The organism is Aureimonas sp. OT7 (assembly GCF_014844055.1).
GTDB classification, from domain to species: Bacteria; Pseudomonadota; Alphaproteobacteria; order Rhizobiales; family Rhizobiaceae; genus Aureimonas; species Aureimonas altamirensis_A.
This window is the reverse complement of the sequence record NZ_CP062167.1, coordinates 3,628,011-3,653,857: the sequence shown is the minus strand read 5'-3', so window position 1 is coordinate 3,653,857 and position 25,847 is coordinate 3,628,011. Positions and strand designations below refer to the sequence as shown.

Sequence of the window (25,847 nt, the reverse complement as noted above, 5' to 3'; positions counted from 1 at the left end):
AGATGACCGATCAGGCCATATCCCTCGGGTCCAAACCTCCGCGCGGCGGTGATACGGGCGCGCGCCTGCGCGCCTATGACTGGCACTCGACGGAATTGGGCCCGCTGGAGAGCTGGAGCCCGAATCTGCGAGTGACCGTGGATGTGATGATCGACTCCCCGGTGCCGAAGGTCCTCATGTGGGGCCCGCAGCACCGGATGATCTACAATGACGGCTATATCGCCATTGCCGGGCGCCACCATCCGCACGCCTTCGGTGGACGCGTAGACGCGGTATGGCCCGAGATCTGGGACTTTAATCGCCAGGTGCTGGAAACCGGCATGCGCGGCGAGGTGCAGGCCTTTCACGACCAGCTGATGGTGTTGAACCGCAGCGGCGTGATGGAGGAGGTGTATTTCGACCTCTTCTACACGCCGATCTATATCGACGAGGACACCGTCGGCGGCGTGCTGTGCACCGTGGTGGAGAATACCGACCGGGTCCGTATGCGCCGCGAGCTGATGCACAGCACCAGGCGCTTCGAGGCGGCCGTGGCGGCCGTGGACGGGATCGTCTGGACCAACGATCCCGAGGGGCGCATGTCGGGCCCGCAGCCCGGCTGGCAGGCGCTGACCGGCCAGACGCAGGAGGAATGCGCGGGCTTCGGCTGGTCCGAGGCCGTCCACCCGGATGACCGCGCGGCGAGCGTCGCCGCCTGGAACGAGGCGGTGGCCGGGCGGAAGACCTTTTTGTTCCAGCATCGCGTGCGCCGCAAGGATGGCGAATGGCGCTGGTTCTCCATCCGCGCCGTTCCGAGCTTCAGCGACGATGGCGGCATCCGCGAATGGGTCGGCGTCCACACAGATGTCACGGACAAGCATCGGCAGGAGATCGCCCTGCGCGAGCATGCCGAGCAACTCGAACGCCAGATCCGTCATCGCCAGCGTGCCGAAGACCAGCTCCGCCATCTGAACGAGACGCTCGAGACCCGCATTGTCGAAGCCATCGCCGAAAGGCGCCAGGCCGAGATCGCCCTGGCGCAGGCGCAGAAGATGGAGAGCATCGGCAAGTTGACCGGCGGCGTCGCGCACGATTTCAACAATCTGTTGCAGGTGGTATCCGGCAATCTGCAATTGCTGGCCGGCGACATCGCCGGCAATGAACGGGCAGAGCGCCGCGTGGCCAATGCCATGGCCGGCGTATCCCGCGGGTCGAAGCTGGCGGCGCAACTGCTGGCGTTCGGGCGCCGGCAGGCGCTGGAACCCAAGGTCGTGAATGTGACGCGTTTCGTGCGCGGCATGGATGATATGCTGCGCCGCGCCATCGGCGAGGGGATCGAGGTCGAGACCGTGGTCGGCGGCGGCCTGTGGAACACCTTCATCGACCCGACGCAGATCGAGAACGCCCTGTTGAACCTGGCAATCAACGCCCGCGACGCGATGGACGGGCAGGGGCGGCTGACGATCGAACTCGGCAATGCGAGCCTGGACGACGCGTATGCGCGCCTGCACGAAGAGGTGACGCCCGGCCAGTATGTGATGCTGGCGGTGTCGGATACCGGCTGCGGAATGGCGCCGGAGGTGATGGAGCGCGTCTTCGAGCCCTTCTTCTCGACCAAAAGCGAAGGCAAGGGCTCGGGCCTTGGCCTGTCGATGGTCTACGGCTTCGTCAAGCAGTCGGGGGGACACGTCAAGATTTATTCCGAACCCGGGCACGGAACCACGATCCGGCTTTATCTGCCCCGCGCGGTGGAGGCCGAGGACATGGAAGTCGACGTCGACAACGGCCCGGTGTCCGGAGGCACGGAAACCGTGCTTGTGGTGGAGGATGACGACGAGGTGCGCGCCACCGTCGTCGAGATGCTGGGCGAGCTCGGCTATCGCGTGCTGAAGGCGGTGGATGCGACATCCGCGCTGAGTGTTGTGGAAAGCGGCATCCCGATCGATCTGCTGTTTACCGACGTCGTCATGCCCGGCGCCCTGAAAAGCCCGGAGCTGGCCCGCAAGACGCGGGAGCGCCTGCCGGGCGTCGCGGTTCTGTTCACCTCGGGCTACACCGAAAATTCCATCGTGCACGGTGGCCGCCTGGATGCCGGCGTCAACCTTTTGTCCAAGCCGTACACGCGCGAAGCGCTGGCGCGAAAGGTGCGCCATGTGCTGGCGAACCAGGCGCAGGCCAATTCGGGTGCGGCGCCGCTGCCCATGGCCGATGCCTCGGCGGCGGACAGCGACGGCAAGAAGGCCAATGTGGTCGGCATCTCGGTCATGCTGGTCGAAGACGACGTGCTGATCCGCATGAATACGGCCGAACTCCTGAAAGAGATGGGGCATCTCGTGGTCGAGGCCGGCAGTGCGGAAGAGGCAACGACGGCGCTCCAGACCATGCCGGTGGCGGTGCTGGTGACGGACGTGAACCTGCCCGGCATTTCCGGGCCGGAGCTTGCGCGCCGCGCGCTGGAGCTTCGTCCGGACCTCGGCATCGTCTTCGCGACGGGCGACCGGCATGTGGACGGCATCGAGGCTTTCGACCCGGCGCGCACCACGATCCTGACCAAGCCCTATGACATGCGCGGCCTGGAAAATGCGATCTCCAGCGTGTTCGGAGGGCTGGCCGCCCAGGCGAGACTGGCGCCGCTGGACAAAGCCGACAACTGATCCTGAGACGGGGCGGAAAAAAGGGCCGAAGCGTATGCTCCGGCCCTTCAAGGTCGTCGATGAAGATCGAGGATCAGGCGATAACGCCGTCCGCCTTGAGGGTGGCGTAGGTATCGTCGAGCGCCTTGCCGAAGCGGTCGACCATCTCCCGGACCTCGCTTTCGGTGATGATGAGCGGCGGGCAGAAGGCGATCTGGTCGCCGATGGCGCGGATGATCACACCATGCTCGTGCCCCTTCACGAAGAGCGTGCCGCCGGCCCTGCCCACGGGATCGAAGCGCGCCTTCGTGGCCTTGTCCGCCACCAGTTCCACTGCTGCGATCAGGCCTACGCCACGGACGTCGCCGACGAGGGGATGGTCGCGGAAGCGCTTCAGTTCTTCCTGCAGGACAGCACCGGAGCGCGCGGCATTCTCGACAAGATTACGCTCGCGGATGATGGCGAGGTTTTCGTTGGCGATGGCGCAGGATACGGGATGCCCCGTCGTGGTGAAGCCGTGGCCGAGCGTGCCGATCTTGGCGGTGTTGTCGGCGATGCCCTGGTAGATCGCATCGGAGATCAGCACCGCCGCCAAGGGCGCGTAGGATGAGGCGATCTGCTTGGACGTCACCAGCACGTCGGGCTCGATGCCGTAATATTCGCAGGCGAAGGTGGTTCCGAGACGCCCGAAGCCGTTGATGACCTCGTCCGCGACGATCAGTATATCGTGCTTGCGGCAGATCTCCTGCACACGCGCCCAATAGCCTTCCGGCGGAGGCAGGACGCCGCCGGCGCCCATCAGCGGTTCACCGATGAAGGCGGCGATGGTGTCCGCACCTTCGGCCGCGATCGTGTCTTCCAGCTCCTGCGCGAGCCGCTCGGTGAACTGGGATTCCGTTTCTCCCGGCTGGCCGAAGCGCCAGTAATGCGGGCAGGTGAGGTGCCGCACCGGAATGATCGGCAGGTCGAAATCGCGGTGGTTGACGGGCAGCCCCGTCAGCGACCCGGACACCATGGTAATGCCGTGATAGGCATTCTGGCGCGACAGGAACTTCTTCTTTTCCGGGCGGCCGCGCGCATTATTGTAATACCAGATCAGCTTGACGACGGTGTCGTTGGCTTCCGAGCCGGAATTGGTGAAGAAGACGCGGTTGACGCTGGCCGGCGTCATCTTGACCAGCGTCTCGGCCAGGTCCACCGACGGCTCGTTCGTCTTGTGGCTGAAGGTGTGGTAGTAGGGCAGCTTCTGAAGCTGGGCGTAGGCGGCATCCGCGATGCGCTTTTCGCCGAAGCCGACGGCCACGCTCCACAGGCCGGCCATGGCCTCGATATACTGCTTGCCCTGATCGTCGAAGACATAGATGCCTTCGCCCCGGTCGATCACGATGGGGCCGGTCTCCTCATGCCTGCGGGCATTGGTGACGGGATGGAGGATATATTCCACATCCCTCGCATAGACGGAATTCGGCAGTGCCGCGGACATGATGGCAGTTCCTTTCCCAGTGAGCCGTCAAACCATAAGGTTGCATGACGGATAAGCTTTGCGTCATACGGCGCTTCAGACCTTGGCCGCCAGCGATCTTTCCTGCCGCCACCGAAGCAGGGCGGCGAGCCCGGCCAGGAGCAGCGTTCCGAGGATGAGCAGGAACGCGGCGGCCGCCACGGCCGGGCTGATATTCTCGCGGATAGAGGAGAACATCTGGCGGGCCAGCGTACGCTGGTTCGGGCCGGCCACGAACAGCGTCAGCACCACCTCGTCCAGCGACGTGGCGAAGGCGAAGACGGCGCCGGTGACGATGCCGGGCGCCGCCAGCGGCATGGTGACGCGGCGGAAGACGGTGAATGGATTGGCGCCGAGGCTGGCCGCTGCCCGGAGGGATGTGCGGTCGATGCCGGCCAGTGCGGTGGACACGCTGACGATGACGAAGGGGATACACAGCACCGAGTGCGAGACGATGACGCCGACATAGGTGGATGACAGGCCGATCCGCGCCAGCGAGATCTGCAGTCCGACGCCGAGAACCACCGCCGGCACGACCATCGGCAGCAGGAAGACCGTGCGGAACAGGCCGGCGAATGGCAGTGCGCTGCCCGCCAGCCCCAGTGCCGCGAGCGTTCCAAGGACGACGGAGACCACCGTTGCGCCGCCGCCGATGATGAGGCTGTTGATGATGGAGCGCTGCCATGCCCCGCTGGCCAACTGGTCGAACCAGCGCAGCGAGAAGCCGGGGATCGGGTAGTTCAGGAATACCGAATCCGTGAAGGCCAGCGGCAGGATGGCGACGATGGGCAGCAGCAGGAACGCCACCGCCGCGATACCGAAGATGATCTTGAGCGCGCGCATGTCAGGCCCCCAGCGGCGCGCCGTTGCGCGACAGCCTGTTGTAGACGACGTAGAGCAGGGTGGTGACGACGAGCAGGATGATGCCGAGCGCGCCGGCCATGCCCCAATTGGCCGTCTGCAGCGCATAGAAGGCGATGATCGACGAGATCATCTGGTCGTTGGGGCCACCCACCAGCGCAGGCGTGATGTAATAGCCGATCGCGACCATGAAGACGAGCAGGGAGCCGGACAGGACGCCGGGCAGGCTGAGCGGCAGCAGCACCCGCCAGAAGGCGCGGAGCGGCGATGCGCCCATGGAGGCCGCGGCCGGCATCAGGTTCTTCGGGATGGCGGTGATGACCGAGTAGATCGGCAACACCATGAAGGGCAGCAGCACATGCGTCATGGCGACGATGACGCCGGCCCGGTTGAAGATCAGCGGCAGCGGCCCCGATATCAGGCCCAGATCCATCAGCGTGCGGTTGATGAGCCCCTGGTCCTGCAGGAGGATGAACCATGCGGCCGTGCGGACCAGCAGCGATGTCCACAACGGCAGCAGCACCGCGAGCAGCAGGACATTGCGCTTCCAGCCGGTGACCGACGCCGCCAGCATGGCGTAGGGCAGGCCGATGGCGATGCAGAAGAGCGTTATGACGGCGGCGATGGAAAAGGTGCGCCAGATGATGAGCCGGTTGGCCGAGCTGCCGGCCGGGCGTGCCTCGATGTCGCCGGCATCGTTGCGCTCCAGGTCCACCGCGGCCAGAAGATTTCGGTCCGTATAGGGGCTGGCTGCGTTCTGGATGGCGGCCCAGAAGGCAGGTTCGCCCCAGCGGTCGTCGATGGCCACCATGTCGACCGGGTCGCCGTCGGCCATGTCGCGGGCGGCGCGCTGGGTTTTCCCCACCAGCGTGCGGAAGCCTGAAACGGCGCTGTTGAGGCGGCGGACGGCGGGCCCCAGCGTCGCATTGTCCACCTCGCGCAGGTCCTTCATGAAGGCCTGCTGGATATCCAGGGAGGGTGGCGCCTCGCCATCCCATCCGCCGATGACGGCGGCCGTCTCGGGCAGCGCACCGGCCATGGCGTCGTCGCGTACCGCCACGGAGATCATGGTCCAGAGTGGCCAGATGAAGAAGACGGCCAGAAATAACGCCAGCGGCAGGACGAGCAGCCCGGCGCGCAGGCGGGTGGGCATGGTCACGTCGCTCATGCCGGAAACACCGAGCAATCCGCTGGATCGAAGGACATGTTGACCCGCTCGCCCGGGCTGAAGGTGCGTGCGCTGCGTTCCAGCCGCGCCACGAACGCCAGCTCGCCTGCGTTGAGGTGCAGGCGGATATGGTCGCCCTGGTAGACGGCGTCATCCACCGTGACGGCGAAACTGTTGGCCAAAGGCGGGGTGCGGTCGAGCGCCAGCCGCTCCGGCCGGATCGACAGCGTCGCGGCCCCGGACGCCGCGGCATCCTGCGGGGCGGTGGCCATGATGCGATGCCCGCCCGGAAGGTCCACCGCGACGAAGGCACCCTGGCGGCCGGCGAGCGCGCACTCGATAAGGTTCGTCTCGCCGATGAACTGCGCGACGAAGCGGTTTTCCGGCCGGTCGTAGACCGCGTCCGGAGAGCCGATCTGCGCGATGCGGCCCTTGTCGAAGATGGCGATCCTGTCCGACATCGTGAGCGCCTCGGACTGGTCGTGCGTCACGAAGACGATGGTCAGGCCCAGGCGGCGATGCAGGGCACGGATCTCGAGCTGCATTTCCTCGCGGAGCTGCTTGTCGAGAGCGCCGAGCGGCTCGTCCATCAGGATGACCTTCGGCTCGAACACCAGCGCCCGCGTCAGCGCCACGCGCTGCTGCTGGCCACCGGAAAGCTGGGAAGGCTTGCGGTCGGCGAGATGGCCGAGGCGCACCCTGTCGAGGGCAGCCGCCACGGCCTTGCGCGATTGCGCCTTGCCGACTCCCCGCATATCGAGCGGGAAGGCGACGTTTTCCGCAACGGTCATATGCGGGAACAGCGCATAGTTCTGGAACACGACACCCATGCCCCGCTTGTGCGGCGGCAGATCGTTGAGCTTCTGCCCATCGAGCCAGATGGTCCCGGCGCTGGCGCGCTCGAAGCCCGCCAGCATCATCAGGATGGTTGTCTTGCCGGATCCGGATGGCCCCAGCAGGCTCAGGAACTCGCCTTTCGCCACTTCGAGGTTCAGGCCCTCCACGACGCGCATCGGCCCATAGCTTTTGGACACGTCGTGGAGGTGGATGAAGGCGCGTTCATTCATGCGTATACAGCCTTACTGGGCAAGCCATGCGTTGAAGCGCGCGCTCAGTTCCTCGATATGGTCGATCCAGAAATCGGTATCGAGCGAGATGGCGCCCTCCATGTTTTCCGGAAAGGTGGGGAGCTGCGCGGCTTCCGCCGCCGGCACCAGCTTGCCGGCCTCGATGTTGGGCAAGCCATAGGCGATGTAGTTCGGCAGCTTGGCCTGGTTCTCCGGCTCGCTTGCAAAGGCGATGAACTCGAAGGCGGCATCCTTGTTGGGCGAATCCTTGAGCACGACCCAGCTGTCCACGGCATAGATGCTGCCGGGCCAGACGATCTTCAGGTTCCGGTTCTCGGTCTTGTTGATCCCCGACAGGCGGCCGTTGTAGGCGGTCGTCATGACGACCTCGCCCGAGGCCAGGAGCTGGATCGGCTGGGCGCCGGCTTCCCACCAGACGATATCGGACTTCAGGGCATCGAGCTTGGCGAAGGCCCTGTCGATGCCCTCGTCGGTGCCGAGAACCTCATAGACTTCCTCCGGCTTCACGCCGTCGGCCATGAGTGCGAATTCCAGCGCGTATTTCGGGCCGCGGCGGAAGCCGCGCTTGCCCGGAAACTTTTCCGTGTCCCAGAAGTCGGCCCAGCTCTGGGGCGCTTCCTTCAGCTTGTCGCCGTCATAGCTGAGGCCGGTCGTCCAGACGATGGCGCCGACGCCGCATTCGTTGACCGCGGAGGGGATGAACTTGTCCTCGCCGCCCAGGGCCGACCAGTCCACCTGTTCGTAGAGGCCGTCGGCACAGCCGAGGGCGAGTTCCTCGGCTTCCACCTGGACCACGTCCCAGTTGGCGGGAACGGTTTCCATCTTGGCGGCGATGACGCCGTAACCGCCATCCCAGGACTCTTCCAGCACGGGCTTGCCCGTCTTTTCGGCGAAAGGCTTGAAGTAGATTTCACGCTGCGCGTCCTGGTAGTTCCCGCCCCAGGACACCACCGTCAGATCGCGGGCCGAGGCGGTGCCGGCGGACAGGGCGAAGCCCAACGCCACCAGGCCCACCGTCGTCGAAATGAGTTTCTTCATTGAAATCGTCTCCTCTGGAAGTCCGGCGAAAGTCAAACACAACACGCCATGGTCCGCAGCAGGGAAAAGCGGCTGTTGAATATTCTGTCCGCCAGGGCCTTCGCGGCTGCACTGGAACGGTCGTCGAAGGCTCAGTAAGTGGGCGGCGTGATGGCACTGACGATGCGCGCCGACTGCGCTGAAAGGTTGCGGAAGCGGTGCGGGATCTGGCTGTCGAAATAATAGGCGTCGCCGGCTTCCAGCACGCGCGCTTCCGCGCCGACGGTCACCTCGACGGCACCTTCCACCACGATGCCGGCCTCCTGCGCCGCGTGCGATATCGCTTCCCCCGTGTCGGCCCCCGCCGCGTAGGTTTCGTGGAGCATCAGAAGCGTTCGATTGGGGTGGTCGATTCCGACGATGCGATAGGAGATGCTGGATGGCCGGCCGGCTTCCGGCAGGTCTTCGGCGCGGTAGAAGGGAGAGTAGGGTGCGCTGGATGCGAGCTGCGAAAAGAAGCCGCTCATGGTGGAGCCCATGGCCTCCAGTATGGCGCCCAGCGTGTCCACCGAAGGGCTCAGCCTGTCGCGTTCGATGAGCGAAATGGTGGAGTGGGAGATTCCCGAACGGACGGCCAACTGCCGGGTCGATAGTTGCCGCCGCCTGCGCAACTCCCTCAGGCCCTGTCCGATCGCAGGCATCCGATGCTCCCGTGTGATCCCGTCCGGGCGGGCTATCAACGCACCGCACAATTTCCGGTCACCACCATCCTACGAGTGGTTGGTATTTTCAACACCCTTGAATGGGCGGATTGGCAGGGGCCGCGCCGAATGAGAGCTTTCGGCGCAAAGATCTCCTCACTCACATCCGCAGGAATGCCCGATGACCCTTTCGACGCCGTCCCAGACTGCCGCGCCCGGCCTGTTCCATGTCAAGGCTCCCTCGGCCAGCGCCGAAATCGACGGGACGGAGATCGAATCCACGGTCCGCGACATCCTGGGCCGCGTGGCCCGCGACGGTGACGACGCTGTGCGCCACTACAGCCAGACTTTCGACGGGACGGCGCCGGAGCGATTCGAGGTTTCCGACGCGCAGAAGCAGGAGGCGGTCACCGCCCTGGAGCCGGAAGCGCTCGAGGACATGCAGTTCGCCATCGAGCAGGTGCGCCATTTCGCCGAGGCGCAGCGGCAGACCATGCTGCCGCTGGAGATCGAGACGCTGCCGGGGCTGCATCTCGGCCATCGGATCATCCCGATCCGCCGCGTCGGCGCCTATGTGCCCGGAGGGCGCTATCCGCTGTTGTCCGCCCCGGTGATGACGATCGTTCCAGCGGTCGTCGCCGGCTGTTCCGAGATCGTCGCGTGCCTGCCGCCCAATGCCCATCCTGCCATGATCGCCGGCTGCCATCTCTCGGGCGCGACGCGCATCTTCCGGATCGGCGGCGCACAGGCCATCGCGGCCATGGCCTACGGCACCGACAGCGTACCGGCTGTCGACAAGATCGTCGGACCCGGCAACGCCTATGTCAACGAAGCGAAGCGGCAGGTGTTCGGTCGGGTCGGCATCGACCAGTTGGCCGGTCCGAGCGAAATCTATATCCTGGCTGACGAGACCGGCGATGCCGCGATGATCGCCACGGACCTCCTGGCCCAGGCCGAGCACGACATCCGGACGCGCGTCGGCCTGATCACCACGTCGGAAGCCCTCGGCCGCGCGGTGTCGGCCGAAGTCGAGGCGCAACTGGCAAGCCTGTCGACGGCGGCGGTGGCCGGCGCGGCGTGGCGGACCTATGGTGAGATCGCCGTCGTACCCGACGAGGATGCGATGGTGGCCTATTCCGATCGGATCGCCGCGGAGCATCTGCAGGTCCACACGCGCGACGCGGCAGCATTCGCCAAGCGCCTGTCCAACTATGGCTCCCTCTTCATCGGCACGAAGGCGAGCGTCGTCTATTCGGATAAATGCTGCGGGACCAACCATACGCTGCCGACCATGGGGGCGGGGCGCTATACCGGCGGCCTGTGGGTCGGGTCCTATCTCAAGGTCGCGACGCATCAGTGGCTCGAAGACGCAGGCGTCGCGGCCGTTGCGCCGCATGCCGTGCGCCAGAGCGCCCGCGAAGGTCTCGAAGGCCATCGGCGTGCCGCCGCGCTGAGGCTGGGGCTCGACTGAGCCCCTGGGGCTATCGGCAGTCGGCCCGGCGGATATAGAAGGTCTGGACCTGGCCGTCGCCCTCGTAGCGATGTTCGACGGCCGCCAGGTCTCCGCGCAGCAGGGCGGGCTTCCAGGTGGCGCAGCGTTGCCCGGCCATTGCCGACTTCTCTGCGCGTGCGTCCACCGGCCCGTCCGCGGCGAAGGCGTAGACGACCGTGTCGCCTTCCTGCCTGATATCCGTCAGACGCACGCCGGGCAGGACCTCGCGCTGGAGGCCCTGCGCCTCTTTGGCGATGGCGTCGAAGACGAATGTCTGGCTGTGTGGCATTGCCCAGGCCTGGACCTCGTCGACAGGAAGTTGCGTCACCGCGATTCCGACTGCCGCGAGAAGGCCGATCTGGCCGTATCTGTTTCGCAATATGCTCATGACGTCGTGCACCACCTTGACCCCTGGAAGCACGTTTAAACGATTCAATTGACGTTGGGTTGCGGGCTGCGTCAGCCGAAAGTCGATTTTTGCCGCAAATCTGCCGGAATGGTTAACACTGTCCTTCGCGCCCAGCCCTTGCCGGGTTTCCTGTAATGTTATAACAAGCCGCCAACTGGAACACCCCGGCGGCCCGATGCTCACGAACAGCAAGACCCAATCGACCGATACGGTCCGCAGACCGCGCTCCGTCATGCAGATGTCGGCCATTCAACGCCTCGGCATCGTTGCGGCGCCGCTTCTGCTGCTGTGGGCAGCCGTCCTTCTGGTGATGGTGCGATGAGTGCCGGTGCGCCCGTCATCGCGCTCGAGGATCTGACGCTCGCCTATCGTCGGCAGCCGGCCGTGCATCATGCGACGGGGGCCTTCACGGAGGGATCGCTGACAGCGATCATCGGGCCCAACGGTGCCGGCAAGTCCACCTTGCTCAAGGGCATCATGGGTTTGATAGACCCGTCCACGGGCAGCATCCGCCTGAACGGCCTGAAGCGTCACGACGTCGCCTACCTGCCGCAGGCCGGTGACCTGGACCGCAGTTTCCCCATGGATGTCGCGGATCTCGTCTCCCTGGGCGCCGCGCGCAAATCCGGCTGGTTCCGCGCCGTCGCACCGGCCGATCTCGGCCGGGTGGACGAGGCGATCGCCGCCGTCGGCCTGCGCGGCTTCGAACGCCGCGCCATCCATACCCTGTCCGGCGGGCAACTGCAGCGCGCGCTGTTTGCGCGGATGCTGGTGCAGGACGCGCGCGTTCTGCTGCTGGACGAGCCGTTCACTGCCATCGACATGCGCACCACCCTCGACCTGCTGGCAGTCGTGCGGCGCTGGCACGGGGAGGGAAGAACCATAATCGCGGTCCTGCACGACCTGGAACTGGTGCGCGAGCACTTCCCGGATACGTTGCTGATCGCCCGCGAGGTCGTGGACTGGGGTGCGACGGCGCGGGTGCTGACGCCGGAAAAGCTCCGCGAGGCGCGGACCTTGAGCGAAAACTGGATCGAGGATCCCTATTCGAGGTCGGCGGCATGAGCGCGCTGCTGTCTCCATTCGTCGACTATGCCTTCATGCTGCGGGCGCTGACCGGCTGTCTCGCCCTGTCGCTGGGGGCTTGCCCGCTTGGCGTTCTTCTGGTGCTTCGCCGCATGAGCCTCGTCGGGGATGCGATGAGCCACGCGATCCTGCCCGGCGCCGCCATCGGTTTCATGGTTGCGGGCTTTTCACTGGTCGCCATGACGGTCGGGGGCCTCGTCTCGGGCCTTGCCGTGGCGCTTCTGGCGGGCGTCGTCTCGCGGTTCACGGCCCTGCGCGAAGACGCCAGCTTTGCCGCATTCTACCTGGCATCGCTGGGCCTCGGCGTTCTGATCGTCTCGCTCTACGGCTCCAATATCGACCTGCTCAACGTGCTGTTCGGCACGGTGCTCGGGCTGGACGACGCGGCGATCCTGCTGACTGCCTGCATCGCGACGCTGACGCTCGTGCTCCTGGCCGTCTTCTATCGCGCCATCGTGGCCGAGTGCCTCGACCCCGGCTTCCTGCGCTCCGTCGGCGGAGCGGGAGGGTTGGCACATATGCTGTTCATGAGCCTCGTCGTGCTGAATCTCGTCGGCGGCTTCCAGGCGCTCGGCACCTTGATGGTCGTCGGCATCATGATGCTTCCGGCTGCCGCAAGCCGTTTCTGGGCGGAAACCGTGCCCGGCCAGATGCTTGTCTCCATTCTCGTCGGATTCGCGTCTTCGGTGTGTGGCCTGCTGGTTTCCTACCACTACGGCGCGCCGGCATCTCCGGCGATCATCCTGTCGGCCTCGGCCGTCTACGCGGTCTCCGTCCTTGCCGGGCGCTTCGACAGCGTGCTGGCCCGGTCCATCCAGTTCCGCCATATCCACCATTGAGGGGTTCGCATGTTGAAGTCTCTTTCCATCGGCGTCGTCTCGACGATCGCGCTTCTTTCGGCGCCCGGCATGGCGGCGGCCGAGCCCGTCAAGGTCGTTGCCAGCTTCTCCATCCTGGCCGACATGACGCGTGAGATCGGTGGCGACACCGTCGAGGTTCAGCCGCTCGTCGGCCCGGATGGCGACGCGCATGTGTTCCAGCCGTCGCCGGCCGATACGCGCAAGATCGCCGATGCCGACCTGGTCGTCATGAACGGCCTCGGCTTCGAGGGCTGGATGCCGCGCCTCGTCGAGGCGTCCGGCTATAAAGGCAGGACGGTCGTGGCATCGACGGGCGTGACGGAGCTGAAGAGCCCGGAGCACGAGGAGCACGAAGCGCACGACCATGAAGCCGGGCACGACCATGACCACGAGGCCGCGCACGAGCACGGGCATGAGCACGAGCATGAGCATGGCCACGAAGGGCACGACCACGGGCCGATAGATCCGCATGCCTGGCAGGATCTGTCGAATGGTGTGGTCTATGCGCGCAACATCGCCGATAGCCTGGCTGAGGCCGATCCGGCCAATGCCGATGGTTATCGCCAGCGGGCGGCTGCCTACATCGCGCAGATGCAGGCACTGGACGCCGAAGTGAAGGCGGAGCTTGCAACGATCCCGCAGGAACGCCGGAAGGTGGTCACGTCGCATGACGCATTCGGCTATTTCGCGCGTGCCTATGGGGTGGAGTTCATTGCGCCGGAGGGCGTCTCCACCGAGTCCGAGGCTTCGGCCGCCGATGTCGCCGCGATCATATCGCAGATCAAGGCCGAGAATATCACGGGTGTCTTCGTCGAAAGCATCACCAACAGCCGGCTGATCGAGCAGATCGCGCGCGAGACGGACGCCCATGTCGGTGGAACGCTGTATTCCGATGCGCTTTCGGATGCGTCCGGGCCGGCGCCGACCTATCTCGACATGTTCCGCAACAACACGCGCAAGATCCTGGATGCGTTGAAGCTCGGCTGAGCGGCCGAAGAATTTTCCACGGATGGGCACAGGGGCGGAAGATTGGTTCCGCCCGACCGCCCGATGCAACCGGCTTCGACCTCGTCGCGCGGCGCGCGACGGGGGATAAAGGGTCTTCGTTCCAGACTCAAAATGCCGAGAGACGCCCGATGAAGAAAACCCTTCTGCTCAGCCTTGCGATTGCGCTTTCCACAGCCGGAGGCGCTCAGGCGCAGGAGGCGAGCAAGCTTCTGAACGCGTCCTACGATATCTCCCGGGAATTGTTCGCTGCGATCAACCCGGCCTTCATCGCCGATTACAAGGAAAAGACCGGTCGAGACGTGACCATCGATCAGTCGCATGGCGGATCGTCGCGGCAGGCCCGTTCCATCCTTGAGGGGTTGGAAGCCGATGTCGTCACCTTCAACCAGGTGACGGACGTGGATATCCTGGCCGGCAATGGCTTCGTCAGCGCCGACTGGCAGCAGGAATTCCCCAACCAGGCGTCACCCTACTATTCCCTGCCGGCCTTCCTTGTCCGCGAGGGCAACCCGAAGAACATCAAGGATTGGGGCGATCTCGTCCGTGACGACGTCCAGGTGATCTTCCCCAACCCGAAGACCTCCGGCAATGCCCGCTACACCTATCTGGCGGCGACGGCCTATGCGCTCGAAGCCTTCGGCGGCGATCAGGAGAAGGTAAGCGCCTTCATATCCAAGCTGTTCGACAACGTGCCCGTATTCGATACCGGGGGGCGTGCCGCCACAACCACATTCGTCGAGCGCCAGATCGGCGACGTGCTCATCACCTTCGAAGCGGAAACGCGCGGGATCGAACGCGAATTCGGCACCGACAAATTCGATACGGTGGTTCCTTCGGTAAGCCTCCTGGCCGAATTTCCGGTCGCGGTGGTCGACCGCGTCGCGGAGCGGCGCGGGACGGTGGAGCTTGCCAAGGCCTATCTCGATTTCCTCTACACCCCCGCAGGCCAGGAGATACTGGCCGAAAACGGCAACCGGGTGCATGACGAAGGGGTGGCGGAAAAGTACGCCGGCGAGTTTCCGCAGGTCCGCCTCCTGACGGTGGACGATGTCTTCGGTGGCTGGGACACGGTGCAGGAAGAGCATTTCGCTTCGGGCGGGACGCTCGACCAGCTCTACGGCAGCCGCTAAGAGGGGTGCATCCGAAGGCCGGCGGCAGCGCCGGCCTACTCCTGTTTGCGCCAAAGTCGAGGGGGCGCCCGAAACGTGTCGCGTCGTGTCCTGCCGGGGTTCGGGCTGAGCCTCGGCTTCACCCTGTTCTACATCACGGTCATCGTGTGCCTGCCGCTCGGTGCGCTCGTCTTCAAGGCCGCCAGCCTTGGACCGGAAGCCTATTGGCGGATCATATCGGCGCCGCGCGCTGTCGCCAGCTACCAGGTGACGATCCTGACGGCGCTGGCGGCGACGGCTTTCAACGTCGTCTTCGGTCTGGCGCTTGCCTGGGTGCTGACACGCTATCGCTTTCCGGGGCGGCGGCTGCTCGATGCCATCGTCGACCTGCCCTTCGCCTTGCCGACGGCGGTGGCGGGCATCGCACTGACGACGCTTTTCGCGGCCAATGGCTGGCTGGGCGGCGCCCTGGCCGATCTTGGCATCAACGTGGTCTACACGCCGCTCGGGATCATCGTCGCCATGACCTTTACCAGCGTGCCCTTCGTGGTGCGGACGGTGCAGCCGGTGCTGGAGGATCTGGACCCGGCGCTCGAGGAGGCGGCCCTGTCGCTGGGCGCCGGCGAGGGGCGCGTCTTCCGCAAGGTGATCCTGCCGCTTCTGGCTCCGGCACTGCTGGCCGGCACCTCCTTGTCGTTCGCGCGCTCGCTCGGCGAGTTCGGCGCCATCATCTTCATCGCCGGCAATCAACCCTTCTACAGCGAGATCACGGCGCTGCTGGCCTTCATCCGGCTGGAGGAATACGACTACCCGGCCACCGCGGCCATCGCCTCCGTCATGCTGTTCGCCGCCTTCGTGATGCTTGCAGTTACGAACGTCCTGCAGGCCCGGGCGTTGCGCTATACGGAAAGGGGCTGACATGGAGATGCACAAGGCTCGCATAGGCGAGGGCCGCCTGTTCCGTCTCGGCCTGATCGGCTTCGTCCTGGTGGTTGCACTGGTGCTGATCGTCGCGCCGCTGGGCATGATCTTCGCGGCGGCCTTTTCGCAAGGGTTCGCCTACTTCGCCGAAACGATCCGCCAGGCGGACACGCTGCACGCCATCGGCCTGACGGTGGCGACCGCCCTGATCGCCGTTCCGCTGAACACTGCATTCGGTGTCGCCGCCGCCTGGGCGGTCACGAAGTTCGACTTTCCCGGACGCCGTGCGCTGATCGTGCTGATCGAGATTCCCTTTTCGATATCGCCCATCGTCGCCGGCATCTCCTACCTCTTCGTCTACGGCCTGCAGGGAATGTTCGGCAGCTATCTGATGGATGCCAACCTGCAGATTCTGTTTGCGCTGCCGGGCATCGTGCTGGCCTCCATGTTCGTGACTGCGCCCTTCGTGGCGCGGGAACTGATCCCGCTGATGCAGGCGCAGGGCCGCGACCTTGAGGAAGCGGCCGTATCGCTGGGCGCCGGCGGTCTGCGCACGTTCCTGCGCGTCACGCTGCCCAACATCCGCTGGGCGCTGCTGTACGGCATCGTCCTGTGCAATGCCCGCGTGATGGGCGAGTTCGGGGCGGTCTCGGTAGTTTCCGGAAATATCAGGGGCCAGACCAACACGCTGCCCCTGCACATCGAACTTCTGTACCACGACTACAACACGGTCGGGGCCTTCGCCGCGGCGTCGATCCTGACAGTCCTGGCGCTGGTGACGCTGGCGGTGAAGGTTGCGCTGGAAGCGCGCGGCGCCGGGCGACGCAAGCGCCCCGCTACCGCCCAGACGCCCATTGCCCCGCCCGGAGGATTTGCGCGATGAAGATCAGCCTCGACACGGTCGTCAAGACCTTTCGCACCTTTCGCGCGGTGCACGGCGTATCGCTGGACATCGAAAGTGGCCGGCTGGTGGCGCTGCTTGGCCCTTCCGGCTCGGGCAAGACGACCATCCTGCGCATGGTCGCGGGGCTCGAATATCCGGATTCCGGCCGTATCCTGTTCGGCGACGAGGATGCGACGGGCATCCCGATCCAGGATCGCGGGGTGGGTTTCGTGTTCCAGCACTACGCGCTGTTTCCGCACATGACGGTGGCCGAAAATGTCGCCTTCGGCATGCAGGGCGGCAAGGGGCGCAAGCGCACCAAGGCCGAGATCGGCGCGCGCGTCAGCGAGCTTCTCGGCCTGGTGCGGCTGGACGGGCTGGAAGACCGGTTTCCCAACCAGATCTCCGGCGGGCAGCGCCAGCGGGTGGCGCTGGCCCGGGCGCTGGCGGTGGACCCGCGCGTCCTACTGCTGGACGAGCCCTTCGGCGCGCTCGACGCTGCCGTCCGGCGCGACCTGAGGCGCTGGCTGCGGGAAATCCACGGCGAACTCGGCATCACGACGCTGTTCGTCACGCATGATCAGGAAGAGGCGCTCGACCTTGCCGACGAAGTCGTGATCCTGAACGAAGGGCGCATCGTGCAGCGGGGCACCCCGCGCGAGGTGACGCGCGCACCGGCCAATGCCTTCGTGATGCAGTTTCTGGGAGATTCGAACCGGCTGTCCGTCGATGTGCGGGACGGGGTTGCCCGGCTGGGTGACATCGCCATTCCGGCGCCCGGGGTGGGCGACGGCAAGGCCGGCCTCTTCGTGCGGCCGCGCGATGTGGATTACGTCCCCGCCGGCAAAGGCCTGCCGGTGACGGTCCGGCAGGTGCTGGACCGCCCCGACAGCCGCCGTCTGGTTGCGGCCACCGATGGCGGCGAGATGCTGGAGTTCGACGTCCGGTCCGATGTCGCCGTCAATTCGGGCGACCGTGGATCGATCGCCATTCGGGACGGCCGCGTCTTCGTGGACTGATCAGCCTTCCGTCCGGCTTGCTTCCGGCCGGTCGCGCCGGTGATGCCGTGCCAGGGGGAAGGCCGGAAGCCAGCCCTCCCGGCGCACCGTCCAGAGTTCGTAGGTCGGGACGAAGCGGTCGATTTCGTCCAGCGTACCCAGGTTGACTTCCACCTCGTCGCCCGACCTGCCGAAGACGGACGAGCCGCAACGCGGGCAGAAATTGCGCCCTGCGTAGTCCTGCGTCTCGCCGGAAACGGCCACCGCCTCCTGCGGGAAGATCGCCGACGCATGGAACAGCGCGCCATGATGCTTGCGGCAATCCAGGCAATGGCAGATGCCGACGCGATACGGCATGCCGACCGCCTTCAGGCGGACAGCTCCGCACAGGCATCCGCCTTCGACCTCCTGCATGGCAGGCTCCCTTTCGTCACGACACCGGGGAGTATCGTAGCTCGGTGCCCCACGGATCCGTCAAGACGCCTGCCTTGGCGTTGGCGCGGCGGTCCAGCACCTCGATCCACAGCAACCCCGTCCGATTGCCCCGTCGGCCCGACCCGGCGCTGCGCCAGACATTGGTGCCGATATGGTGGTGATAATGCCCGGTCGACAGGAAATGCGCACCCGGATAGGTCGTGGCCAGCTCGAACCCGGCCTCGCCCAGATAGAAGCCGTCGCTTTCCTTGAGGTCGCCGACCCTCAGATGGATATGCCCGACGGTGGTGCCTTCCGGGGCGCCGTCCCAATCTGGCTCCGAGAGGTCGATCTCGCCGAACAGGCTGTTGGTGTCGAGGGGCTTCGTCGCCATTTGCACCGCGCCGTCGCGCCAGGTCCAGCCCGAGGACGGCCTGTCGGCATAGATCTCCACGCCGTTGCCTTCCGGATCGGACAGATAGAACGCCTCGCTGACGATGTGGTCGGATGCGCCTTCCAGCGGCACCTGTCGGCGGACGCCGATTTCAGCGGCCCATTCGGCCAGGGACTCGCGGTCCGGCAGCAGGAAGGCCGTATGAAACAACCCGGCTTCACGCGGGTCGTCCGGCTGGGCATCCGGCCTGTGGACGAGTTCGAGAAGTGGGGTCTCCGGCGTGCCGTACACGGCGCCTTCCGCACCCCGACCCAGTGGCACGAGGCCAACGACATCGCGATAGAAGGCGCCGACCGTCTCCGGGTCGCGGACGGCCAGCGCGACGCGACCGATGCTGAGCGGGGCGAGGGAGGGATGCGTTACGATGTCCATGTCGGCGATCCTTGGTTGGCAATTGCGTTACCGTGAAGATGTCTATTCCCTGCCGTGTGAGCAATTGCCTTGGAATGCATCAACACTCACACCCTCATGCATTAAACCGGCAAATCGCGGTCCCATGGCGGCGTCCCGCTCCAGGCCGAGGCCAGATGGTCGATCATGGCGCGCATCTTGGCGGAAGGATGCCGTGTGGCGGGCCATACGGCATGGACCCCGCCGAGGCGAACCGGCGGATGATCAAGGGCGATCGGGACGAGCTGGCCCTGCCGCACCGCGTCTCCCACGATGAAACTTGGCTCGTAGACGATGCCGAGGCCCGCGACGGCCGCCAGCACGAGGGCGTCGCCACTGCTGGCGGTGAGATTTCCCGTTACCTTGACCGGCACGTCGCCATCGTCGCCGAAGGTCCACAGCCCCGCGCGGGTCAGGGTGGAAAGCGTATAGCCAAGGCAGTTGTGGTCGGCCAGTTGCGCGACCGACCGGGGGGCACCGTGTCGCTCGATATAGGACGGTGCGGCGCAGACGAGGACGTTGCAGGGGGCCAGGCGCCTGGCCGTCAGGCTGGAATCCTTCAGCCGTCCGATGCGGATCGCCATGTCGAACCCATCCGACAGGATATCGACGAGCCGGTCGTTGAAGTCGACGTCGAGGCGCACCTTGTCGTGGCGCGACAGATAGGCCGGCACGACCCGTGAGAATTCGCGCAGGCCGAAGGACAAGGGCGCGCTGATCCGCAACGTGCCCTGCGGCTCGACCGTCTCGGCCGCGGCGAGGGCTTCCGCTTCGCGGATTTCCTCCAGGATACGCTCCGCGGATTCGGCAAAACGCCGTCCCGCCTCCGTCGGCGTCACGCGCTGCGTCGTGCGTCGCAGAAGCTGCACGCCGAGGCGGCGCTCCAGTGCAGCGACGTGCTTGGTCACCATGGTCTGCGACATATCCATCGCCCGTCCGGCTGCAGAGAAGCTTCCGGCGCTGACGACCCGGGCGAACACCTCCATGGAGCGCAGTTGATCGGGCATCTATTCCCCCGGGTGTGAGCTTATATCCTGAACGACAGTCTTCTCCAATTTTTCGATAGAGGCAATATGCGCTTCGAAAACCATGAACCGTTGGAAGTGAACATCATGATCGACACCAGAACCGCACCTTACGCGGTGCTCCTTCTTCGCCTCGTCCTGGGGCTCCTGTTCCTGGCCCATGCCGGGCTGAAGATCTTCGTCTTCACGCCGGCGGGGACGGCGCAGTTCTTTGCAAGCCTCGGCCTTCCGGGCTTTCTCGCCTATATCGTGATCCTGGCGGAGGTGCTCGGCGGCGTCGCATTGATCCTTGGTTTCAAGGCCCGGATCGTTGCCGTTGCCCTCATCCCCATTCTGCTCGGTGCCATCGTGACCGTGCACGGGCCGGCCGGGTTCTTCTTCACCAATGAAGGCGGCGGCTGGGAGTTTCTCGGACTGTGGATCGCCGGCCTGGTCGCGCTGTCGCTGCTTGGCGATGGTGCCTACGCGCTACGCCCGTCCGTCCGGGCCTGAGGCGCGGCCTTGCTGTCGAGCCATTCGATCAGGCCGGCCAGATCGGTCACGATCACTTCAGCATGGCTGGCGAGCGCATCCTGCGCCGCCGGCGTCCGCGCGATGCCGACAGGGTGCGCGCCGGCGGCCCTGGCGGCGTCCATGTCGTGGGGGGAGTCGCCGATCAGGGCGACGGCTGCCGGGTGAAGCCCGGTCTCCCTGGCGAAAGCCTCGACCATGCCGGGACCGGGCTTGGCCCCATGGCCGGAATCGTACCCGGCGACATAGTCGAACCGGTCCAAGACGCCGAGCGCGGACAGATGCGCACGTGCCGTGGCTTCGGCGTCGTTGGTGGCCAGGCCGATGCGATAGCCCTGGGCGATGAGATGGTCGATGCCCCTGGCGACGTCGTCATAGCCGCGCAAGGTCGACAGGCTGGCGGCGCGGTACAGATCGTTGACCCGCGTCTCGAAGGCCTTGTCGAAGGGCACGCTGACAAGTTCGGCCCAGACGGGGGCATAGTCCGCCGTATCGCCTGCGATGATGGGAGAGCCCGGCCGGAATGTCATGCGTGCGATGTCGAGGCCGCAGGCCATGGCCATGCGGTCGGCGATGTCCCGGCGTCCATCCGCCAGCGCATTCAGGACCTGCATCGTCGCCGGCGCCCATGTGGCGTCGAAATCCAGCAGCGTGCCATCCTTGTCGAAGAGTATGCCCCGCAGTTCCGCCATGCCCGGTCCCTTCCGATGTGCAGGACCGGCATTGCAGGCGGGCCGGGCAGCGTCAAGGCCGGAGCGTCGCGCCCCGGCCTCGTGCTGGCTCTTACGTTCTATCGACGGTCGCCGCGCTCCTGACCCGGCCCGTGCGGGCGGTGGTGATGCGGGCCCTTGCCATGGCGGCCGGGGCGCGGCAGCTCACGCAGCAGGCGCTCGGCCGTCGCGGTCTGCTCCGGTGTCAACTCGCCGGCCAGCTGCGCCATCGCGGTACGCAGCGTTTCGGCCGCCTGCCCACGGGCAATGCTGCGTTCCAGCATTCTGTCCACCCGCGCGAAGGGGCGGCTGTCGGGTAGCGTCGGGGCCGCCTCGTCGGCATCGTCCGTCTCGGTCGCGGCGGCGTCGTCCGATGCCGGGCCGGCCTCGTCTTCATCGTCCTGCGCGGCCACATCCGGGCCGCCGCGCGCCGGGCGCCCGGCTTCCACGAAACCGATCGCCGCGCGGGTGAAGGCGTTCCAGCTATCCTGCTGCTCGGCTGTTATTCCCAGCGCCGTTTCGGCCGCGGTCAGCCGCGAGGCGACATCCCACAGCATCGACGGGCGGTCCGGCCTTTCGCCCCGCATCATCCGGCCTGGGCCGCCCGGTCCGCCGGGGCCGTGCGGCGGGCCCTTGGCATCCTGTCCTGCAGCCGCCGGCGGCGGAGGCGGGGGTGCCGGCTGCGCCGTCTGCGCCAGTGCCGGAAGCGCGATGCCGGTGGCCAACAGGCCGGCCAGTAGTTTCGACGAAGTCTTCATCCGTTTCGCTCCTTTGGCTTGCGATGAACGACCATATAGGCTCGCTTCGCGGCCGGACCGCGCCCGGCGTGTTTCGATATGTTGCAAAGTGTCGCCCTGGCTCGGTCGGGACCGGGGAGCGGGGTGCGCTGCAAGGTTTCGCAACAAATTTCCGCAGGAAATGCGGTGCGACGCCGCCTAAATGAAGACACTGGACGGCAAGCGAAGGAAGCGGAGATGGACGGTCGAACCCGCGTGCTGGTGGTCGACGACGATGCGGATATCCGCAATCTTTTGAGTCGCTACCTGGAAGGACAAGGATTCAGTACCGATCTGGCCGCCAACCGCGCGGAAGCGGAACAGAAGGTGGCGGCCGGGGGTATCGATCTCGTCGTTCTCGACGTGATGCTGCCCGATGGCTCCGGGCTGGACCTGTGCCGGGAATTGAAGGACCGTCGGCCGGATCTGGCCATCATCCTCCTGACCGCGCTGAAGGAGGATGTCGACCGGATCGTCGGGCTGGAACTCGGGGCCGACGATTATCTCGGCAAGCCTTTCAACCCGCGCGAGCTGGCGGCGCGCATACGCGCGGTCATGCGGCGCGGCGCCGAGCGCGGTTCCGAGGAGCCGGAAACCGGCGTCTATCGCTTTTCGGGCTTCACCGCAGACAAGACGGCGCGGCGCGTAACGGACGAGGCCGGCCAGGACCTCGACCTGACGGGTGCCGAATTCGACCTGCTGGTCATCTTCCTGGATCGGCCGGGCCGTGTCCTGTCGCGCGATACGCTTCTGGATCTCCTGCACGGGCGCAGCTTCACCGACCCGTTCGACCGCACCATCGACGTGACGATGAGCCGCCTGCGCCGCAAGTTCGGGGATGGCGGCGTGTTCCGCCTGTTCAAGACCGTCCGCAATGGCGGCTACCAGTTTTCGACACAGGTGGAGAGAGTGTCCTGATGGGTTCGATCCGCTCCCGGCTGGCTCTCCTTCTGGTGGTTTCCATTGTCGGCGTCGTCGTGCTTGCGGCACTGGTCAGCTGGCGCGTGCTGGAGCGCCCCGACCGCCACAGCTTTGCCGCCGCCTTTGCGGAAGAGGTGCGGATCGTGGCAAGCGTGCTGCGGCAGGATCCGTCCGCCGCGGCGCGCCATGGCATACGCACCGGCCCGCCACCCGGCGGCGAAAACGATGGCGAACTGGCCCGCGAGGCGCATGGCGTGCAAAGGATATTGGCCCTCCAGGGCAACCCGATGCAGGTGCTGGTTCTGCAGGATGCCGATGGCGCGCGCCGGCTTGCGCTCGAATACGAGCCGGGGCAGTGGGCCTACCTGACCTACCCGGCACCGCCGCCATCGGCGCGCGCGCCGCTGGTATTCTACCTCGGGCTGGTCGTCCTGGGCGCGCTGGCCATCGCCCTGATCGCGGCAACCATGATGACCCGCCCGCTGCGCATGCTTGACGAGGCGGTCGGCGCGATCGGCCCGGATGGGCTGCTTCCGCATGTCGAGGAGCGCGGCCCGGCCGAGGTGCGTGAAACCGCCGCCGCCCTGAACCGCCTGTCCACCCGGCTGCGCAATGCCATGGAGAGCCGGATGCGGCTGGTGGCCGCGGCCGGCCACGACCTGCGCACGCCGATGACGCGCATGCGTCTGCGCGCCGAGTTCCTGCCCGACGAGGACCGTGAGGTGTGGCTGCGCGACCTTTCGGAGCTCGACAGGATCGCCGACAGCGCCATCCGCCTGGTTCGCGAGGAGGTAGCGGGCCCGGAAGGGCGGGAGCATGTCGACCTTGCCGCGTTGACCGGCGAGATCGTGGACGAACTGGACGAGATCGGCCTGACCGTCACACGGCGCGGCATTGCGACGGAGGCGGTGGTGCACGCGCGGCCACTGGCGATCAAGCGCGCCCTGCGCAACCTGATCGAGAATGCCTGCATCCATGGCGGCGGCGGAACCGTATCGTTGCAGGCCGACGGGCCGCGCCTGCGCGTGGTCATCGGCGACGAGGGCCCCGGCATACCGGCGGAGTTACTCGACAGGGTCTTCGAGCCGTTCTTCCGCGTCGATCCGGCGCGCCGCAAGTCGGCGCCCGGAGCCGGCCTCGGGCTTGCCATAGCGCGGGAGATCATCGAGCAGGAAGGCGGCACCCTGACGATCGCCAACCGGCCGTCCGGTGGGCTCGAACAGGTGGTATCGCTGCCGGCAGCCCGATCCGGCTAACGCTCGCGACCGATCCGTGAAAGGACGGCGACAGGGACCATGCCAACCAGGACGATGAGCAGGGCGGCGACGGACGCATCCTCGTAGGTTCCGCGCGCGGCCTCGCCATACAGATGCGTCGCCAGCGTCTCGAAATTCAGCGGCCGCAGCAGCAACGTTGCCGGCAACTCCTTCATGCAGTCGACGAAGATCAGGATGGCCGCCGCCGCGATGGCGGCGCGCGACAAGGGGATGTGGATGGTGGCGAGCAGTCTGAGCGGTGTCGCACCCAGCGTGCGCGCCGCGCCGTCCAGCGACGATGGAATGCGTGACAGGCCGGCTTCTATGCCGCCGGTGGATATGGCCAGGAAGCGCAGCGTGTAGGCCAGCACCAGCGCGCTGCCGGAGCCCAGAAGGACGAGGCCGAGACCGGTTCCGAAATAGCTCCGCCAGAGCCCGTCCATCCAGCGGTCCGCCAGCGTGACGGGATAGAGGACACCGATGGCGAGCACCGTGCCCGGTATGGCATAGCCCACCAGGGCGGCGCGCGTGAACAGGCGCGACACGCCCCCTGGCGCAAGACGCGCGGCGAAGGCGATGACGAGGCCGAAGGCAAGCGCCGCCAGAGTCCCGGCCGTGGCGATGGACACCGTATTGATCACTTCGTTCAGGATGGCCGGCGATACGCCGCTGAAGGCGATGCGCCGGGTGGCGGCATCCGCCAGATAGGACGCCGGAAACAGGAAGCCGAAGGACACCGGGACGAGCGTGGCGAGCAGGGCAAGGAAGCCCGCCGCTCCGGGCAGGCGCTTCGGCTCCAGCCGGCGGGGGCGCTGGGCCGAGGCGGCATAAGCCTGATGCCGGCGTGCCCAGCGCTCCGCCGCCACGACAAGGACCACGAGCAGCAGGAGGGCAAGCGCGATCTGCGCGGCGCCGGCAAGGTCCGTCCGGTTGACCCATTGCGAATAGATCGAGACGGTCAGCGTGCGGATACCCAGAAACTCGGAGGCACCGATGTCGTTGAGCGTTTCCATCAAGGCAAGGCTGATGCCGACGGCGATGGCGGGCCGCGCCTGCGGCAGCGCCACCCGGAAAAAGGCGGCGCGGTAGCTGCAGCCGAGTGTCCGCGATACGTCGATCAGGTTGGCGGCCTGCGTCATGAACATCGCGCGGGTGGTGATGTAGACGTAAGGGTAGAGGACCGAGGAAACGATCAGGATGCAGCCTGCCATCGAGCGCACGTCCGGCAGCCGGAAATCCCGCGGGCTGTCATAGCCGAGGATCAGCCGGATGGTGGATTGGACGGCCCCGACGGGATGCAGGAGATCCAGATAGGCATAGGCGACGATGTAGGTCGGCACCGCCAGCGGCAGAAGCAGGGCCCATTCCATCTGGCGCCGCAGCGGGAAGTCGTAGGCCGTCACCAGCCATGCGGTGCCGCAGCCGACGATGCCGGTAAGGGCGCCGACACCGCCAAGCAGCAGCAGCGTGTTCCACGTTGCGCGCGGCAGGACATTGGACAGGAGATGCGGCCAGACGTCGAGCGAGCCGCCCAGCGCCAGCACGGTCAGGGCCAAGATCGGCATCGTCGCCATCGCGGCGACGATGCCCGCGGCGGCGATCCACATGGCGCGGCCACGACGCCATGGGCGGGCGCCGGATATGGCCCGTGCCGGAGATGTCGGCGTCGTCATGCTC

General features: G+C 66.2%; 25 protein-coding genes. 12 read left to right on the top strand and 13 right to left on the bottom strand.

All coding sequences use genetic code 11. The features are described from left to right. Positions 1–2 precede the first annotated feature (2 nt). The gene (locus tag IGS74_RS17485) at positions 3–2,633 is read left to right on the top strand and encodes a response regulator (RefSeq protein ID WP_192387806.1); all 2,631 of its coding nucleotides are present in this window, start codon (positions 3–5) and stop codon (positions 2,631–2,633) included. A gap of 73 nt (positions 2,634–2,706) precedes the next feature. Here IGS74_RS17485 and IGS74_RS17480 read toward each other — a convergent pair whose 3' ends face one another. The 6 genes from IGS74_RS17480 to IGS74_RS17455 form a co-directional block, all read right to left on the bottom strand. Beyond that, positions 2,707–4,095, bottom strand: coding sequence for an aspartate aminotransferase family protein (locus IGS74_RS17480; RefSeq protein ID WP_192387804.1), 1,389 nt, complete (start codon positions 4,093–4,095; stop codon positions 2,707–2,709). A gap of 75 nt (positions 4,096–4,170) precedes the next feature. Then, complete coding sequence (locus IGS74_RS17475) at positions 4,171–4,956, bottom strand: ABC transporter permease (RefSeq protein ID WP_039191437.1); 786 nt, start codon at positions 4,954–4,956, stop codon at positions 4,171–4,173. Between the two features lies 1 nt (position 4,957). Continuing rightward, positions 4,958–6,142: an ABC transporter permease gene (locus tag IGS74_RS17470; protein ID WP_192387802.1), complete on the bottom strand. Its 1,185-nt coding sequence runs from the start codon at positions 6,140–6,142 to the stop codon at positions 4,958–4,960. Then, complete coding sequence (locus IGS74_RS17465) at positions 6,139–7,209, bottom strand: ABC transporter ATP-binding protein (protein WP_192387800.1); 1,071 nt, start codon at positions 7,207–7,209, stop codon at positions 6,139–6,141. Before IGS74_RS17465 ends, IGS74_RS17470 begins: the two co-directional genes overlap by 4 nt. A 12-nt stretch (positions 7,210–7,221) precedes the next feature. Next, positions 7,222–8,268 carry an ABC transporter substrate-binding protein gene (locus IGS74_RS17460; protein ID WP_192387797.1) on the bottom strand — a complete coding sequence of 349 codons (1,047 nt, stop codon included), beginning with the start codon at positions 8,266–8,268 and terminating at the stop codon, positions 7,222–7,224. Positions 8,269–8,399: 131 nt separating this feature from the next. After that, positions 8,400–8,948, bottom strand: coding sequence for a cupin domain-containing protein (locus IGS74_RS17455; RefSeq protein ID WP_192387795.1), 549 nt, complete (start codon positions 8,946–8,948; stop codon positions 8,400–8,402). 181 nt (positions 8,949–9,129) lie between these two features. Here IGS74_RS17455 and hisD point away from each other — a divergent pair, with 181 nt between their 5' ends. Then, positions 9,130–10,419: a histidinol dehydrogenase gene (hisD, locus tag IGS74_RS17450; protein ID WP_192387793.1), complete on the top strand. Its 1,290-nt coding sequence runs from the start codon at positions 9,130–9,132 to the stop codon at positions 10,417–10,419. A gap of 10 nt (positions 10,420–10,429) precedes the next feature. Here the strand turns inward: hisD and IGS74_RS20110 are convergent, their stop codons facing one another. Next, on the bottom strand, positions 10,430–11,098 hold the full coding sequence (locus IGS74_RS20110; protein ID WP_206688186.1) for a hypothetical protein: 669 nt from the start codon (positions 11,096–11,098) through the stop codon (positions 10,430–10,432). A 69-nt stretch (positions 11,099–11,167) separates the two neighbouring features. Here IGS74_RS20110 and IGS74_RS17435 point away from each other — a divergent pair, with 69 nt between their 5' ends. The 7 genes from IGS74_RS17435 to IGS74_RS17405 all read left to right on the top strand — a co-directional run bounded on the left by IGS74_RS17435 (position 11,168) and on the right by IGS74_RS17405 (position 17,735). Then, positions 11,168–11,914 carry an ABC transporter ATP-binding protein gene (locus IGS74_RS17435; RefSeq protein ID WP_039191457.1) on the top strand — a complete coding sequence of 249 codons (747 nt, stop codon included), beginning with the start codon at positions 11,168–11,170 and terminating at the stop codon, positions 11,912–11,914. Then, positions 11,911–12,774, top strand: coding sequence for a metal ABC transporter permease (locus IGS74_RS17430; protein ID WP_192387789.1), 864 nt, complete (start codon positions 11,911–11,913; stop codon positions 12,772–12,774). The genes IGS74_RS17435 and IGS74_RS17430 overlap by 4 nt, the downstream gene beginning before the upstream one ends. 9 nt (positions 12,775–12,783) lie before the next feature. After that, positions 12,784–13,782, top strand: coding sequence for a metal ABC transporter substrate-binding protein (locus IGS74_RS17425; protein ID WP_192387787.1), 999 nt, complete (start codon positions 12,784–12,786; stop codon positions 13,780–13,782). Between the two features lie 149 nt (positions 13,783–13,931). Then, positions 13,932–14,933: a sulfate ABC transporter substrate-binding protein gene (locus tag IGS74_RS17420; RefSeq protein WP_039191467.1), complete on the top strand. Its 1,002-nt coding sequence runs from the start codon at positions 13,932–13,934 to the stop codon at positions 14,931–14,933. 75 nt (positions 14,934–15,008) lie between these two features. Then, a complete protein-coding gene (gene cysT, locus IGS74_RS17415; RefSeq protein ID WP_192387785.1) occupies positions 15,009–15,830 on the top strand; it encodes a sulfate ABC transporter permease subunit CysT in 822 nt (273 codons plus the stop codon). A 1-nt stretch (position 15,831) separates the two neighbouring features. Continuing rightward, entirely contained in the window at positions 15,832–16,716 is an 885-nt protein-coding gene (cysW, locus tag IGS74_RS17410) for a sulfate ABC transporter permease subunit CysW (protein ID WP_192387784.1), read from the top strand. Next, positions 16,713–17,735: a sulfate/molybdate ABC transporter ATP-binding protein gene (locus IGS74_RS17405; RefSeq protein ID WP_192387782.1), complete on the top strand. Its 1,023-nt coding sequence runs from the start codon at positions 16,713–16,715 to the stop codon at positions 17,733–17,735. Before cysW ends, IGS74_RS17405 begins: the two co-directional genes overlap by 4 nt. On the opposite strand, the gene IGS74_RS17400 is transcribed toward IGS74_RS17405, so the two are convergent. The 3 genes from IGS74_RS17400 to IGS74_RS17390 all read right to left on the bottom strand — a co-directional run bounded on the left by IGS74_RS17400 (position 17,736) and on the right by IGS74_RS17390 (position 19,979). Next, positions 17,736–18,128, bottom strand: coding sequence for a GFA family protein (locus IGS74_RS17400; RefSeq protein WP_192387780.1), 393 nt, complete (start codon positions 18,126–18,128; stop codon positions 17,736–17,738). Positions 18,129–18,144: 16 nt separating this feature from the next. Next, the gene (locus IGS74_RS17395) at positions 18,145–18,954 is read right to left on the bottom strand and encodes a VOC family protein (protein WP_192387778.1); all 810 of its coding nucleotides are present in this window, start codon (positions 18,952–18,954) and stop codon (positions 18,145–18,147) included. A 101-nt stretch (positions 18,955–19,055) separates the two neighbouring features. Then, positions 19,056–19,979 carry a LysR family transcriptional regulator gene (locus tag IGS74_RS17390; protein ID WP_192387776.1) on the bottom strand — a complete coding sequence of 308 codons (924 nt, stop codon included), beginning with the start codon at positions 19,977–19,979 and terminating at the stop codon, positions 19,056–19,058. 105 nt (positions 19,980–20,084) lie between these two features. Here IGS74_RS17390 and IGS74_RS17385 point away from each other — a divergent pair, with 105 nt between their 5' ends. Then, entirely contained in the window at positions 20,085–20,489 is a 405-nt protein-coding gene (locus IGS74_RS17385; RefSeq protein WP_192387774.1) for a DoxX family protein, read from the top strand. Here the strand turns inward: IGS74_RS17385 and IGS74_RS17380 are convergent. Beyond that, on the bottom strand, positions 20,459–21,199 hold the full coding sequence (locus IGS74_RS17380) for an HAD family hydrolase (RefSeq protein ID WP_192387772.1): 741 nt from the start codon (positions 21,197–21,199) through the stop codon (positions 20,459–20,461). The genes IGS74_RS17385 and IGS74_RS17380 overlap by 31 nt on opposite strands. Before the next feature lie 98 nt (positions 21,200–21,297). Continuing rightward, a complete protein-coding gene (locus tag IGS74_RS17375; RefSeq protein ID WP_192387770.1) occupies positions 21,298–21,975 on the bottom strand; it encodes a hypothetical protein in 678 nt (225 codons plus the stop codon). A gap of 216 nt (positions 21,976–22,191) precedes the next feature. Here IGS74_RS17375 and IGS74_RS17370 point away from each other — a divergent pair, with 216 nt between their 5' ends. Further along, positions 22,192–22,911: a response regulator transcription factor gene (locus IGS74_RS17370; RefSeq protein WP_039191492.1), complete on the top strand. Its 720-nt coding sequence runs from the start codon at positions 22,192–22,194 to the stop codon at positions 22,909–22,911. Further along, positions 22,911–24,170: an ATP-binding protein gene (locus IGS74_RS17365; RefSeq protein ID WP_192387768.1), complete on the top strand. Its 1,260-nt coding sequence runs from the start codon at positions 22,911–22,913 to the stop codon at positions 24,168–24,170. Before IGS74_RS17370 ends, IGS74_RS17365 begins: the two co-directional genes overlap by 1 nt. On the opposite strand, the gene IGS74_RS17360 is transcribed toward IGS74_RS17365, so the two are convergent. Continuing rightward, positions 24,167–25,777, bottom strand: a complete 1,611-nt coding sequence (locus tag IGS74_RS17360; RefSeq protein WP_246723170.1) for an iron ABC transporter permease — start codon at positions 25,775–25,777, stop codon at positions 24,167–24,169. The genes IGS74_RS17365 and IGS74_RS17360 overlap by 4 nt on opposite strands. Between the last annotated feature and the right edge of the window lie 70 nt (positions 25,778–25,847).

Coding starts and splice junctions, on each gene's coding strand:
- IGS74_RS17485 (WP_192387806.1), top strand. CDS start 3: ATGACCGATCAGGCCATATCCCTCGGGTCCAAACCTCCGCGCGGCGGT.
- IGS74_RS17480 (WP_192387804.1), bottom strand. CDS start 4,095: ATGTCCGCGGCACTGCCGAATTCCGTCTATGCGAGGGATGTGGAATAT.
- IGS74_RS17475 (WP_039191437.1), bottom strand. CDS start 4,956: ATGCGCGCGCTCAAGATCATCTTCGGTATCGCGGCGGTGGCGTTCCTG.
- IGS74_RS17470 (WP_192387802.1), bottom strand. CDS start 6,142: ATGAGCGACGTGACCATGCCCACCCGCCTGCGCGCCGGGCTGCTCGTC.
- IGS74_RS17465 (WP_192387800.1), bottom strand. CDS start 7,209: ATGAATGAACGCGCCTTCATCCACCTCCACGACGTGTCCAAAAGCTAT.
- IGS74_RS17460 (WP_192387797.1), bottom strand. CDS start 8,268: ATGAAGAAACTCATTTCGACGACGGTGGGCCTGGTGGCGTTGGGCTTC.
- IGS74_RS17455 (WP_192387795.1), bottom strand. CDS start 8,948: ATGCCTGCGATCGGACAGGGCCTGAGGGAGTTGCGCAGGCGGCGGCAA.
- hisD (WP_192387793.1), top strand. CDS start 9,130: ATGACCCTTTCGACGCCGTCCCAGACTGCCGCGCCCGGCCTGTTCCAT.
- IGS74_RS20110 (WP_206688186.1), bottom strand. CDS start 11,098: ATGGCCGACATCTGCATGACGGAGCGCGGTCTGCGGACCGTATCGGTC.
- IGS74_RS17435 (WP_039191457.1), top strand. CDS start 11,168: ATGAGTGCCGGTGCGCCCGTCATCGCGCTCGAGGATCTGACGCTCGCC.
- IGS74_RS17430 (WP_192387789.1), top strand. CDS start 11,911: ATGAGCGCGCTGCTGTCTCCATTCGTCGACTATGCCTTCATGCTGCGG.
- IGS74_RS17425 (WP_192387787.1), top strand. CDS start 12,784: ATGTTGAAGTCTCTTTCCATCGGCGTCGTCTCGACGATCGCGCTTCTT.
- IGS74_RS17420 (WP_039191467.1), top strand. CDS start 13,932: ATGAAGAAAACCCTTCTGCTCAGCCTTGCGATTGCGCTTTCCACAGCC.
- cysW (WP_192387784.1), top strand. CDS start 15,832: ATGGAGATGCACAAGGCTCGCATAGGCGAGGGCCGCCTGTTCCGTCTC.
- IGS74_RS17405 (WP_192387782.1), top strand. CDS start 16,713: ATGAAGATCAGCCTCGACACGGTCGTCAAGACCTTTCGCACCTTTCGC.
- IGS74_RS17400 (WP_192387780.1), bottom strand. CDS start 18,128: ATGCAGGAGGTCGAAGGCGGATGCCTGTGCGGAGCTGTCCGCCTGAAG.
- IGS74_RS17395 (WP_192387778.1), bottom strand. CDS start 18,954: ATGGACATCGTAACGCATCCCTCCCTCGCCCCGCTCAGCATCGGTCGC.
- IGS74_RS17390 (WP_192387776.1), bottom strand. CDS start 19,979: ATGCCCGATCAACTGCGCTCCATGGAGGTGTTCGCCCGGGTCGTCAGC.
- IGS74_RS17385 (WP_192387774.1), top strand. CDS start 20,085: ATGATCGACACCAGAACCGCACCTTACGCGGTGCTCCTTCTTCGCCTC.
- IGS74_RS17380 (WP_192387772.1), bottom strand. CDS start 21,199: ATGGCGGAACTGCGGGGCATACTCTTCGACAAGGATGGCACGCTGCTG.
- IGS74_RS17375 (WP_192387770.1), bottom strand. CDS start 21,975: ATGAAGACTTCGTCGAAACTACTGGCCGGCCTGTTGGCCACCGGCATC.
- IGS74_RS17370 (WP_039191492.1), top strand. CDS start 22,192: ATGGACGGTCGAACCCGCGTGCTGGTGGTCGACGACGATGCGGATATC.
- IGS74_RS17365 (WP_192387768.1), top strand. CDS start 22,911: ATGGGTTCGATCCGCTCCCGGCTGGCTCTCCTTCTGGTGGTTTCCATT.
- IGS74_RS17360 (WP_246723170.1), bottom strand. CDS start 25,777: ATGTGGATCGCCGCCGCGGGCATCGTCGCCGCGATGGCGACGATGCCG.